The organism is Paenibacillus liaoningensis (assembly GCF_059609455.1).
In genome coordinates, this window is sequence record NZ_JCAALU010000005.1 from 157,389 (window position 1) to 170,709 (window position 13,321).

12 protein-coding genes are annotated in these 13,321 nt (G+C 48.9%); 11 read left to right on the forward strand and 1 reads right to left on the reverse strand.

Features of this window, described 5'->3' with window-relative positions:
* Window positions 1-4: 4 nt before the first annotated feature.
* The 6 genes from AC6B99_RS08545 (at window position 5) to AC6B99_RS08570 (ending at window position 5,695) form a co-directional block, all read left to right on the forward strand.
* Complete coding sequence (locus tag AC6B99_RS08545) at window positions 5-1,222, forward strand: aminotransferase class I/II-fold pyridoxal phosphate-dependent enzyme (protein WP_056034417.1); 1,218 nt, start codon at window positions 5-7, stop codon at window positions 1,220-1,222.
* A gap of 213 nt (window positions 1,223-1,435) precedes the next feature.
* On the forward strand, window positions 1,436-2,008 hold the full coding sequence (locus tag AC6B99_RS08550) for a cob(I)yrinic acid a,c-diamide adenosyltransferase (protein ID WP_056034420.1): 573 nt from the start codon (window positions 1,436-1,438) through the stop codon (window positions 2,006-2,008).
* 17 nt (window positions 2,009-2,025) lie between these two features.
* Window positions 2,026-3,021: an RluA family pseudouridine synthase gene (locus tag AC6B99_RS08555; RefSeq protein ID WP_496663260.1), complete on the forward strand. Its 996-nt coding sequence runs from the start codon at window positions 2,026-2,028 to the stop codon at window positions 3,019-3,021.
* Window positions 3,022-3,125: 104 nt separating this feature from the next.
* Complete coding sequence (locus AC6B99_RS08560) at window positions 3,126-3,509, forward strand: arsenate reductase family protein (protein WP_496663187.1); 384 nt, start codon at window positions 3,126-3,128, stop codon at window positions 3,507-3,509.
* 7 nt (window positions 3,510-3,516) lie between these two features.
* Window positions 3,517-4,752, forward strand: a complete 1,236-nt coding sequence (locus AC6B99_RS08565) for an aminotransferase class I/II-fold pyridoxal phosphate-dependent enzyme (RefSeq protein ID WP_494878487.1) — start codon at window positions 3,517-3,519, stop codon at window positions 4,750-4,752.
* Between the two features lie 82 nt (window positions 4,753-4,834).
* Entirely contained in the window at window positions 4,835-5,695 is an 861-nt protein-coding gene (locus tag AC6B99_RS08570; RefSeq protein ID WP_496663188.1) for a 5'-3' exonuclease, read from the forward strand.
* Window positions 5,696-6,046: 351 nt separating this feature from the next.
* Here the strand turns inward: AC6B99_RS08570 and AC6B99_RS08575 are convergent, their stop codons facing one another.
* A complete protein-coding gene (locus AC6B99_RS08575; RefSeq protein WP_496663189.1) occupies window positions 6,047-7,324 on the reverse strand; it encodes an MFS transporter in 1,278 nt (425 codons plus the stop codon).
* 144 nt (window positions 7,325-7,468) lie between these two features.
* Between AC6B99_RS08575 and AC6B99_RS08580 the strand changes: the two genes are divergently transcribed.
* From AC6B99_RS08580 to AC6B99_RS08600, 5 genes are read left to right on the forward strand one after another with little or no spacing between them, the layout of a single operon-like run.
* On the forward strand, window positions 7,469-8,278 hold the full coding sequence (locus tag AC6B99_RS08580) for an acyl carrier protein (protein ID WP_496663190.1): 810 nt from the start codon (window positions 7,469-7,471) through the stop codon (window positions 8,276-8,278).
* Window positions 8,275-8,550, forward strand: coding sequence for a hypothetical protein (locus tag AC6B99_RS08585; protein ID WP_496663191.1), 276 nt, complete (start codon window positions 8,275-8,277; stop codon window positions 8,548-8,550). Before AC6B99_RS08580 ends, AC6B99_RS08585 begins: the two co-directional genes overlap by 4 nt.
* Before the next feature lie 14 nt (window positions 8,551-8,564).
* Entirely contained in the window at window positions 8,565-9,734 is a 1,170-nt protein-coding gene (locus AC6B99_RS08590) for a beta-ketoacyl synthase N-terminal-like domain-containing protein (RefSeq protein WP_494857868.1), read from the forward strand.
* A gap of 3 nt (window positions 9,735-9,737) precedes the next feature.
* Window positions 9,738-10,562 (forward strand): hypothetical protein, encoded by an 825-nt coding sequence (locus tag AC6B99_RS08595; protein ID WP_496663192.1) that lies wholly within the window; start codon window positions 9,738-9,740, stop codon window positions 10,560-10,562.
* Window positions 10,540-13,314: an AMP-binding protein gene (locus AC6B99_RS08600; RefSeq protein WP_496663193.1), complete on the forward strand. Its 2,775-nt coding sequence runs from the start codon at window positions 10,540-10,542 to the stop codon at window positions 13,312-13,314. The genes AC6B99_RS08595 and AC6B99_RS08600 overlap by 23 nt, the downstream gene beginning before the upstream one ends.
* The last annotated feature ends 7 nt before the right edge of the window (window positions 13,315-13,321 follow it).

Here is a 13,321-nt window from a genome sequence, read left to right on the forward strand (position 1 = left end):
TGTGATGATTAAAGAAGAGGAAGAGCTGGTACGGACGAAGGTGAAGCGTCAAGCGATGACGGACTATTTGACCCCTTCTGTCCAAAATATTAAACCATCGGGTATTCGTCGTTTTTTTGATTTGGTCAATACCCGCAAAGATGTCATTACGCTTGGTGTTGGCGAGCCGGATTTTATTACGCCATGGCATGTTCGTGAAGCGGCTGTTTATTCGCTGGAAAGAGGCAAGACGCAGTATACGTCAAATGCGGGCCTGCCTGCTCTGCGCGAAGCGATCGGCCAATATTTGAATGATCAGTTCCAGACACCGTACGATCCAGCAAATGAAATTCTCGTCACCGTTGGCGGCAGTGAAGCGATTGATTTGGCGCTCCGGGCGTTAATTGTGCCAGGCGATGAAATTTTAATCCCGGAACCTTGCTATATTTCCTATTCTCCTATAACTGCGCTTGGCGGCGGTGTTCCTGTAGGTATTGAGACTTTTGCTGAAGACAAGTTCAAGCTTAAGGCTGAATCGCTGCAGGCTGCTATTACTCCGCGTTCCAAGGTGTTAATTTTATGTTATCCGAGCAATCCGACGGGCGGCATTATGACTTATGAGGATTGGCTTCCGATTGCTAAAGTGGTCGAGGATAACGATCTCATTGTCATATCGGATGAGATTTATGCCGAGCTTACTTACGGAACGAAGCATTGCAGCTTCTCGGCGATGCCGGGTATGCGGGACCGCACCATTCTCGTCAGCGGCTTCTCGAAGGCGTTCGCGATGACGGGCTGGCGGCTTGGCTACGCTTGCGGACATCCTGATCTCATCGCCGCAATGCTGAAAATTCACCAATATACGGTCATGTGTGCTCCAGCCATGGCGCAATATGCTGGTGTAGAAGCGTTGACGCGAGGATTGGAAGAGAAAGACCGGATGGTTGATGCTTATAACCAGCGTCGCCGCCTTGTTGTGAAGGGCTTCCGCGATATCGGGCTGGAATGCCATGAGCCGGAGGGCGCGTTTTATGCGTTCCCCTCGGTTAAGGCGATGGGGCTTTCATCCGAGAAATTTGCCGAACGCCTGCTTGAGGAAGGCGGCGTAGCAGCTGTTCCGGGCGATGTGTTTGGCCTCGGCGGCGAAGGGTATTTGCGCTGCTCCTATGCAACCTCGGTTTCAAATTTGGCCGAAGCGCTGGATCGCATTGGCGGCTTTGTGCACAAGCTGAAGCAGGGCTAAGCGTGAAATTCGAAGAGCTGTGTTCTGCAGCATTTTTACACGGCTATTTTTGAGCAATGGCGGTATTCCAGTTTGAACTGGAATGCCGCTTTTTTGTGCCGGACACGGGCAGATTCTCAGGGAATGCTTCGGCAGGAATGGCCGTTTATGGTATAGTGTATAGTAGCTTTTTAAAAGCAGACGGAAGTGTAATGAGAGGGGCAATGCTGAGCCATGAGATTATATACGCGTACGGGAGATAGTGGAGAAACGGCATTAATTGGAGGGCGTGTCCGCAAGGATGATATTCGAGTGGAAGCCTATGGCACGATTGATGAGCTGAACTGCTTCGTTGGGCAGGCGGCTGCGGAGGCTGCACAGCATGAGCAGCTTGCGGAGATGGCAGCGCTGCTGGTCGATATTCAGCAGGAGCTGTTCGACTGCGGATCTGACCTTGCTTATGCAAGGCCGGGCGCGCCGCTTAAAGTGACGCCGGAACCGGCAGAACGGCTGGAGCAGATTATTGATGTATACATTACGGAGGCGCCGGAAATTACTCGGTTTATTTTGCCAGGGGGAAGTCCGCTTTCTTCGCTGCTGCACGTATGCCGCACCGTATGCCGCCGGGCTGAGCGCCGCGTCGTGACGCTGGCTGCTGATCATCCGGCTAACCCCGAGGTGACGAAATATTTGAACCGCCTCTCGGATTTCTTTTTTGCAGCTGCACGTGTGGCGAACGCCAAGCTCGGCGTGCCGGATACAGAATATGTTAGAAGCAAGGAAGTGTTCCGGAAACGGAAAAAATAATGGATGCGGGCGATTTGATGAATACCGATGGAATAATGGATATAGATGCTAATTATTATAAGCCGCTGATGGTCGTCGTACGGGCGGAGGATGCGGGGATGTCCGTGCGCGCCCTGGTGGAGCGAAGGCTTGGCGTATCGCGCAGCCTTCTGTCGCGGGTTAAGCTGACTGAGCATGGAATTACGGTCAATGAGCAGCGTGTTTACACGACCGCGACGGTTGTTGAAGGGGATATCATCCGCATTCGGATGGAGAAAGAGACGTCGGAAGATATTTTGCCGGAGCCGATCCCGCTCCAAATTGTGTTTGAGGATGAGCATTTGCTCATTCTCAATAAGCCGCCGGGTATTGTCGTACATCCAACACATGGGCATTACACGGGAACGCTTGCCAATGGCGTGGTGAACCATTGGCGGGAACGGGGCGAGAAGGTGCGTTTCCGTCCGGTAAATCGCTTGGATGAGGATACCTCTGGACTTGTTGTCGTTGCGAAGAGTCCGTATATTCACCAGCAATTATCCGACCAGCTCCAAGCAGATGCGATTACGAAGCGTTATGCGGCTTTCGTATATGGTGTTCCGCCCGAGCAGGCAGGTACGATTAATGAGCCGATTGATCGTGATCCAGATTCGCCGCATGTCCGTATTGTGACGCCGGATGGCTATCCCTCGGTCACTCATTATGAAATTGCGGCGGAGTATGGAGATGGCGCTGCTTCGCTCGTACGGCTGCGGCTGGAGACGGGACGCACGCATCAAATTCGCGTGCATATGAAATATATCGGCTGCCCGTTGATCGGCGATGCGATGTATGGGCTGCCGCCAGAAGCAGGCGAGCTTTGCGCAGCGTGGGAGCAGGCAGCCGGCAGGCAAGCTCTGCATGCGGAGATGCTGGGCCTGACGCACCCGATGACGGGGCAATGGATGGAGTGGCGCGCTGAACTGCCAGAGCAGCTCAAGCTGTTGAAGCAATTGCTGGAGCAAAAGCAAGAAAGCGAGCCTGGAGCAACTTAATAAATAAATAAATAAAGAAACAAATAGATAAACAAATAAGTAAAATAGGATGAGGCTACATTGCCCTATTATTTCAATGGTTTAAGCTATGGAGGAGAACGTAAATGAGTGCAAATACATGGCAAGCGGGGACGATTACCGTCTATCAATATCCCAAATGCGGAACATGCCGCAATGCGGTGAAATCGCTTCAGGCGAAAGGCAATAAGCTGGAGCTGAAGCATATTGTGGAGGAGACGCCGACAGCGGAGCAGCTTAAAGAGCTGGTCAAGCTCAGCGGATTGGAGCTGAAGAAGTTTTTTAACACCTCCGGCGACGTATATCGCGAGCTTGGACTCAAGGACAAGCTTGGTTCCATGAACGAGGACGAGCAGCTTGCCTTGCTGGCTTCGAACGGCATGCTGATCAAACGTCCGATTGCGACGGATGGCACGAAAGCGACAGTTGGTTTTAAAGAAGAGCAATATGTTCAGGAATGGAATGGGTGAGCGTAGGATGACAACAGGCAAGTGGCGTTCCAATCGGCTGGACGAGCTGGGCTCTTCTATTTTTGCCGAGGTCATTCAGTGGAAGAAGCAGGCTAGAGCTTCAGGCATGGATGTCATTGATTTAGATATCGGCAGTCCGGACAAGCCGCCTTCAGAAGCTGTTATGCAGGCACTTGGCGACGCTGCGCTTCGCCCGAATCAGTATGGCTATATGGGCACGCGGGGAAGCGACGCTTTTCGCAGCACAGCAGCAGAATGGATGGCGTTTCGCTTTGGCGTGCAAGTAGATGCCGAGTCGGAAATGCTTTCTTTAATGGGCTCGCAGGATGGGCTGGCTCATTTGGCGATGGCGGTCTGCAACTCGGGCGATGAGGTGCTGCTGCCGAACCCGGGCTATCCGATATATGCAGGGTCGCTTGCGATTGCCGGCGTAAAGCCGATTTTTTATCCGCTCACGGCAGCGGGTGGATTTTTGCCGGATGTGGAGGCTATTACGGAAGAGGAATGGCGCCGTGCTAGGTTTATTTTGCTCAATTATCCAGGGAATCCGGTATCTGCTGTAGCCGATATGGCGCTGTTTGACAAGGTGCTGGACAAAGCTCGCAAATACGATGTGCTCGTAATAAACGATGCCGCCTATTCTGAAATGGCGTTTGACGGCTTTGAGCCGCCTAGCATTCTTGCTGCCGATGGGGCGATGGAGCGCGCGATTGAAATTCACTCTTTATCAAAGAGCTTTAATATGGCAGGCTGCCGCATCGGCTTTGTGACAGGCAACCGGGAAGCGGTTGGCGCACTGCGCGAGCTGAAGGATAATATTGATTATGGCATCTTTGCTGCTGTGCAGGAAGCAGGCGTTGCGGCGCTTAAAGAAGCGATGTCCAAGGCGGCTCCTCCTAAAGTAGGACAGCTGTATGAGCGCCGCCGCGATGTTTTCATCGAAGCGCTTCGTGCAGGAGGCTGGCAGGTGGAGAAGCCTAAAGCGACGATGTTTATTTGGGCAGCGCTGCCGGCTATGGAGTGGACGCATCCGGATGGGCCTTGGACCTCGCGTCTGATTGCCCGTGAACTGCTGGAACAGACGGGTGTGGCGGTCATTCCAGGCGAAGCATTCGGCAGCGAGGGCGAAGGTTATGTGCGTCTGGCGCTTGTGGTGGATGAGGCACGGCTGCTTGAGGCAGCGGAGCGCATTGGCCGTTTCATTCGCGGTGAAGCGCGTGTGCATCAACGTTCAACAACGTAGAAGAGAAAGCCTAGAAAGTAGGCATGGAGAACTGAGAATTAGTGATTAAAGTTGATAATAGACATAAAGGATGAGCATGTAAATGAACGAAAATAAAGTTCTAATTGTTGACGGAATGGCTCTTCTTTTTAGAGCTTATTTTGCTCAATCGTATAGCGCTAGGCGTTTGGAAGATGGAACTCCCACAAATGCCATCTTTGGTTTTTTTCAGTATTTCTTTGATGCAGTAAATCAATTTCAGCCGACGCATGTCGTATGCTGTTGGGATATGGGAAGTAAAACTTTTCGATCTGACTTGTATTCAAATTATAAAGCAAACAGGCCAAGCGCACCTGAAGATTTAATTCCACAGTTCTCTTTGGTAAAGGATGTTGTTGCTGCTCTTCAAATACCAAACATTGGACTGGAGGGCTACGAAGCAGATGATTGCATCGGGACGGTATCGAAACGTTTTAGTGATCTTGGACATGTCTATGTTCTTACAGGTGATCAAGACATGCTCCAACTGGTGGATGAGCGCATTCATGTAATAATCATGAAGAAGGGCAGATCCAACTATGCGGTTTATGATTTAGATTTCCTGAAGGTTGATAAAGGCATTCATCCTTTTCAGGTCATCGAAATGAAGGGTCTTACAGGGGATACAAGTGATAATTACCCCGGGGTGAAGGGAATAGGGGAAAAAACCGCACTTAAATTACTGAGCGAATATGAGTCAATCGACGGCATAATAAGTAATTTAAACCTTTTACCGAAAAGTATTAAAGCGAAAATTGAGTCTGATTTAGAGATGCTGCATCTTTCAAGAACTCTTGCCACAATTAACATTGAGGTTCCGATTGAATGCTCCTTTGATGAGTGTTTATGGGAGGTCAATTTGGAATCAGCAACAATGTTATTTGAAAAATATAGGCTAACCTCTTTATTAAAAATGATTGGTTAAAGACTAATTAGCGAAGGCTATCGAGGACATCTCGATAGCCGTTTTATTTTTTATAAACCTCATTAACCATTCTCTAATTTCCTGAACTCAAAACAAATAATGATACCCATCGCTTCGGATAAAGCGTGAGTTACTTTACATTCTAAGGCCCATGCAAACGAGCATGGGCTTGTTTGATTTGTACACCCATCTATGCATGACTACACTTGCGAACAGCGCCATTTTCATAGAGGAATAGAGCTAATATTAAAAAATGGTAAAGGTTGAAAAAAGGTGAATCCACACAATTTAATAAATGTTAATCCGTAAAATATAGATAATATCTTGGAATCGATCGAAATTGTATAGTCGTTACATGGATTGCGAAGTTTGTTGATTATTGCTAGTGCTATCGACAATCGGGTTGATCTGAAGCTTCAAACGGAACATAAGAGAGATGACAGCTGTGGAGACAACAAACAAAATGCCAGAGCACAGGTACATGAAGGCTAATGGCAGGAACGTGCTAAGCCATCCGGAAACCATGGTCATGAGTACCATGGAGCCCATGAAGATCGGGCCAAATGCCCCGTTAACTCTTCCAACATAAGCTTCATCCGTCGTTTTCATGACAATGGAGTTAATTCCTACTTGTATGAAGGGGAGGACAAAACCGCGAATGAACTGCATCGCCAGAGATAAGGAGAGATAAGTTGAAAATCCGATGCCGATCACGGAAAAGGCGCTAAAGAGATTGCCGATGGCTAAAATTTTCTGAGAGGGTACAAGCTTCGAGATCCCTACAACCATTAAACCTCCAGCAACGGTTGCTACAACATTGGTACTGGCAAACCACTGATAATATTCTTTATCCAATTGCAGCTGATCAACGACGATGAAAATGCCGAGCGGCTGAATGATACCGACCGCGAGCCCGCCTAGGCCGAAGGCGATGCCAAGCAAACGGAGTACCGGATTTTGAAGAACATATGTAAAGCCGCCGCGCAATTCAAACCAGAAGGACTCCCTCTTGTTCCCGATTTTGCCCAGCTTGTCTGGTGGCAGCAAGGTTAAAGTGGCGGCTGACAAAACAAATGCGATGGCTACTAATGCAAGCGAAACGTTGATGCCGTATGCGCTATAAACGAAAGTACCAAATACCGGACCTATGACAACAAAGACGCTAGTCAACGTTTGGTACATCGCCATGCCTGTCTGAATATGCTCCTCCGGTACATGCTGCTTAAATAATTTCATCCCGGAGGGCTGTGAGAATTGCGATAGAACCGCGGATAGCAGCGTTGTGAAGAATATCGCTTTCCATGAGCCTAACAATAAGGCTGCCAAGATGGCCAGCAGCGATAGGGCACTGAGCAAATCGCAGTAAATCATCGTTTTTTTGGGTTTCCAACGATCCGCAAAGGTTCCGCCGATGACAGAGAAGATGAGAATCGGAGCAAATTCGGCGACATAGAGCATCGACACGGCAACGGTATCGTTGTTCGTCATTTCCATAACGAACAGTAGAATGGCAAAGTTCCGCATCCAGACGCCTATTTGCAGAAACAGACTGGATATCAGAATGACGCGTATAAACTTGTTACCGAAAAAATCGGACGCAGATAAAAACCGTTTTACTCTTTGCACCATGATTGATCGCTCCTAATAATCTTGATCTTTCCATCTTTGATTAAAAATACCACGAACCGCCCGCACCTACAACAGAACCTTAAAATGTGGATACATTATGCGATTTCAGCTATTAACGATTAATAGAAAGGAGGTGAATACAATTTGGAAGACCTGAGTCGTTTGGAGTGGATTATCTTGCAAATGCTCGTGACCTCAAACAGCCGTACAACGGATATGCTTGAGATTATAACGATGGGGCGGCTGCACCCCATTGTTGCGAGTCAATCTCATGTGTCCGGAGGGAAAATATTGCGCGAGTCGTTCCTGATTACGGAGAGGGAGCAACGTTATGTGTCGCAGAATATCGTTTTAATTGATCCGGCCTACGTTCCCCCTGTGCTGCTGGAGCGAATTATCAGTGAGAGGGAAGGAATCGGCCATGTGCTGAGAGCAAGCCATACTCGGGATATTAGAACCATGATTCAGAACGGCTGGAGGCTCACAGCCGAGGCCGTGGATTTATTTGATAAACCATATCGCCTTCAATTTCAAGAGCATCGCCAGGTTCCATTTAAGGAATATAAGATGACCTTTCCTCCTTTTCAGGATAGTGGGGTACATCTTATCGAATATTTTAATCCGGATATAATCCGAATGAACACCAAATCGACCCAGCCATTTATGGATGAGGAAGGGGACCACGATAGAATGAACAGACAACAAATGTTTGATGAAGTAATAAATATGATTGCTAGACAGATGAATATACAGATGAATCCAGACGAGGTTGATGAGACGATGCCGCTTGGGGATGAGGGGCTCGCGCTTGATTCTATTCAAATTATCGAGCTTGCTGCAAGAATAGAGGCGCAGCTCGGGTTGACTATAGCCGATAGCGAGCTCATTGAAATTAGCGGGTACACAGTCGGGCAGCTGATCGGCACTTTGCATGAGCGAGCCAATGCGGTATGAACGAGCGTCCGCTAATAAGTAAGGATGGCATCAAAAGGCTGCTGCTAGAAAATCAACTGTTTGTCTCAAGACCGGATGAGCTCAACGATGATTCGCTTATTATGATGGATTCATTGTGCCTCATATGGTTTCTCGACATGCTGGAGCATCGCAATCATATCCATTTGCAGCTAGAAGACGAGGACTACGGGCGCTTCGACTCCATCGATGCCATTTACCGGCTTATTCAGGAGAAGGGAGTAATGATCAAGAGGCATACGAACACGATGTGAGAAAGGAGTACGCGATGTTCAATCGGGTAGTGATAACAGGGATCGGATTAATGATTCCAAGCGGCTTCGGAGAAGAGGCTGTTAAGAGAAGCGTGCTTACGGGAGAACATCGTTTCAGGCCGGTTACACGCTTCGACAGCACGCCTTTCCGGACTGCTTTCGCAGCGGAGTCCGATTTCAAGGGAACCTTGCTCGGACTGGGGGTACGCTTGGCCGAGGAGGCCGTTGCTTCCTCCGGCCTACAAGATTTATCGGATTCTTCCATCGTACTCGGCCTGCAAGGCGATTACAATGCGCTTCAACAGTACTGGAGGTTGAAGTCCTCGGGGCAACATTCAGCTATACCGCTATCGGAATTTCTGCCATCCTACCATTTGAAGGTATTGGCTGACCTTTATCGGCTTAAGGGCAACGGCAAAAAAATAAGTTTAAACAATGCCTGTATTGCTTCCAGCAACGCGATTGGCGTCGCTTACGAGCTTATCCGGAGGGGGCAATCGGATACTGCGCTTTGCGGCGGATATTCCCTGGTGACCGAGGAGATGTTTGCGAAGTTCAATTCGGGCCGCACCTTTGCTGCTGACGGACGAGTAAGGGCATTTTCGGCCAATCGATCAGGCATGCTGCTGGGAGACGGAGGCGCTATGCTCCTGCTCGAAAGCCTGGAGCATGCCGAGAAGCGCGGCGCTATGATTCTGGCCGAAATGCTTGGCTGGGGGCTGTCCTGCGACGCCTTCCATGTGTGCCAGCCTCATCCGGATGGAGCCGGTATGGCGCTCGCCATTGAGCGGGCATTGGCCGCTGCTTCTATTCAGAAGGAAGAAATAGATTATATTCATGCCCATGGGACAGGCACTCCTCTTAATGACCGTGCAGAAACGGCGGCGATTAAGCGGGCGTTTGGCACGAGGGCTTATGATACACCGATCTCATCGACGAAGACGATGACGGGACATATTCTGGAAGGTACGGGAGCGGTTGAGACGGCTCTCTCCATCATGGCTATGAAGCACAATACGATTCCGCCCACGATGGGTTATGAAGAGAAGGATCCCCATTGCGACTTGGACTATGTACCGAATTACCCAAGGCAGAAGCAGCTGAACAAGGTTATCAATTTAAATGCCTCTTTCGGAGGCAACAATACGGCTATTGTTCTGCAAAAATCGGTTGAGAGGGGGTAATTTATGCTGAAGGTGACAGCGACTGCATGCATCGGTCCATGGGGGCATTCCATCGAAGGTCTGGCCGATTATGCGGATATGCTTAAAGCGGCGGAAGAACAGGCCCGGTCGATTGCGATAGAACCCGTCCCCGGTTTTATCGAATCCGCCTTCAATCCTATGGTGTATCAAATTTTGAAAAACCATGTGGAGTCGGGGAAGATTCGCTCTCATCAGAAGCTGGCTATCTTGCTTGGCAGTGCATTTGGCGATACGGCTACTGCAGATCGGGCAAGCCAGAATTTGCTTCAAGGCAAAGTCCATAATCCTTTATTGTTTTATCAATCCGTCCCTAATTCCATTCTTGGCTACGCTTCTAAACAATTTGGCTTTACCGGCATGATATCAGCGGTCTCCCACTTCGGGAACGGACTTGTTTCCTTGCTCGATCTAGCAGAAATCTATATGGATCAACCAGATGTTGAGCAGGTACTCGTCATTGGTGTGGAGCTGCAAAGCAGCCGTTCCGACGAACTGCTTGCGGAGCTTGTTGATTCAGAGTCGACCTTGCGATCATGCGATCATGCCATCTCACTCTTACTGGAATGCGCCAAGGAAGATGATTTCTCAGGTTCTGGCGATGAGCTTCTTATTTATATTGAAGCAGTCGAAAGCTTGACTGAGCCCTTGAGCACCGAGCTGCCTGTACGACCGTTTGCCGGCAATCAAGGGTTAGCGGATTTGGTCATTGCAGTCGATCGATTAAAAAAAAGGGAAGTAGCCGCCCCGGTTATTATCTACGATTATGAATTCGGAGGAGGCTGCCATGCTATTAAACTCAATCGATAAGCAAGCATTCTATCAGGCGTTGATTTCAAACTCAGCAGAGCCCTCTAGATTGGCGATGAAATTCTCTTCTTCCGTAACGTACGGGCAGCTTTTCGAGGAAATCGAAAGTGGGCGGCAGCAGCTATCGGAAGCAGGCGTCAAGGAAGGGGATCTCGTTGCGCTGCAAGTCAAAAGCTCCCTGACTTTTGTTTATTTGTTATTTGCCGTATGGAAACAAGGGGCTCAGGCGATGCTGCTGGACAGCCGTTTGAAACCGACGGAAACCGAAGCGCTGCTGCAGGAATATCGTCCACACTATTATATTTGCTCAACCGATCAGAGTCACCCGCTAGCAAGCTTTGCTGAAAAAGTTTCCTTCGAAATCGTGAAGCTCCAGCAAAGCAAAGACTGTGAGCCCGAATGCGTGCTTCAATTGTTCACATCGGGCTCTACGGGCAAGCCGAAAGCAATCGGTAGAACGGCAGAAGCGATCCTTGGCGATCTGCACAAATTGACAGCTGTACCTTTATTATCACGAGATGATCGTGTTCTGGCCTTGTCTCCGCTTACGCATACATTCGGTTTGCTTAATGGACTATTGCTCACCTTATTCACAGGAGCTTGCTTATATTTTCCACGAAATCACCAGAGCCTATCTATCCTTCAGATACTCCGGGAGGAAAGGATTACGGTGATGTATGGCGTTCCGTTCCACTATCAATTATTAGGACGAGCGCCGGGGCAGGGGCCTCTCCCTGAGCTTAAGCATGCCATTTCTGCAGGGGAGGCTCTCTCTCTAGAGGTTTATCAAGCTTTTTACGAGAGCTATGGCGTCACGATCGGTCAGCAGTACGGGACAAGCGAGACCGGAGTTCTGACCATGGATTGGGACGGCAAATATCCGGAGAGCGTCGGTCGTCCACTGCCGGGAGTAAGCTTGCGGATTGAGAACGATGAAGTGCTGGCGGAATTGCTGGAATCTCCTTATCTGCCTCGCACCGTGAACGAAAGATGGAGCAAGGGATGGTTCAACACGTCGGATACCGGCTCCATTAACGAGGAGCAGATTTTATATTTAGCCGGGCGTTCAGACAGTATCAAGATTATCGGCGGACTTAAAGTGAATCTCCAGGAGATTGAGCTTAAGCTGAAGAATCACCCCGAAATCCGTGATGCGCTTGTCTGTTTGTCAGAGGACAACAAGATTATTGAAGCTCATGTCGAGCGGCAAGAATCATTGCTGGAGTCCAGCTTGCTGGAATGGTGCCGAGAACACATGGCCGATTATAAAGTGCCTAGAAGGTTTTATTGGACAAGCAAGCTTCCAAGAACATCGACGGGCAAGTTGATTCGGATGAATCCCCATTCACTGAATCGTGAGGAGGAACGGTTGCAGAAGCAGCTGTACCTGGAACCTCAAAAGGTGTCCCTGCTGTTGGAGCTCGGATTTGTATACGAAAAGCAAGGCCGGCTGCTGGAAGCCAATGATCTCTATAGGAGAGCGAAACGTTTTTCAGTCTCTAGTGAATATATGCCCGAGATTGAGAAAGAGCTTGCGCGTATTCACATCCTTATGGAGGGCGCTGCATTCACGAAGAGAGACTATGCGGCTTCATTAAATAAAGTGGTAAGTATTTATTGCTACGGGAGAAGCGGCACGCATTTGATGAAAAGTCTGCTGGACGGTCATCCGAATATTATATTAACCATGCTGAACGGTGTGGAAATTTTCAAGCTGTGGCAATCAACGATCAAACCGCGTGAAGGGCGCATGGACAACCAGGAAATCGTTGATGCGATATTCAAAACGTTCCCTGGCGAGTTCAACGAAGGCTGCATTTTCGAAGAACCGAGGCAAAACGGGATGTGCGCCTTAGGTGAAGGCAGAGATCAGATTTTCACGATTGACCGAGCCCGATTTAAGACGGCATTCCTGGAAATTACGGAGACGGCTGATCTGATGGACATGACATTTTTCTACCAAGCTATACAGCTTGCAGCATCCTGCGCAATGGGAAGAACCTGTGACTTTACCTCGGAGCTTCCGGTCATTATTGAAGGGGGCATTCACTTCGGAACGAGCGTCGCGGAGACCGAGCAATTCATTGAGCTTTTTCCCTACGCTAAATTATTTCATATGATTCGAAATCCTGTTATTGCGTTTGCTTCCGCATTGAACTACCAATTGCATGCAGGCAAAGCGAGTGTCTACAACTTATGCTTTCAACTGCAAGCTCTGTTCCATGGTGTCCCTGTAACGGCACGCTGGACAGACCGGACGTATTTGGTGAAGCTAGAGGATTTGCATGTAAAGCCGGAGGCTACTCTTACGCTGATATGCAAGCATCTGGGCATCGATTGGGATGAAAGCTTGCTTCACAGCACGTTTGGCGGCATGAAATGGTGGAATTCATTAACATCCGGGGTTGTATCCGGATTTAATACACGTACCATCTCGAAATCTTATGATGAGTTATTGTCTTCTTTCGACAAATTCAGGCTGGAGAGCATGCTTCGGATTAAATATCGGGCATGGGGATATCCGGGGCACGATTATTACAACTACGATAACCTGATGGAGCTCTTGGCATTTCCGTTTAAGTTTGAGAAGCAATATGGAGAGTTCGTAGAGAACCCTGCCATTATTCGTACGATGGTCCATCGTCTATGCATGAAATTACTCGCAGAAGAGCATGAGCTTGGCGACACCGACAGATTGGAATATCAAGTCCAATTATTGTCTGAGCGTCAAGCGGACCATGCTGTGCGATAAGGGAGCT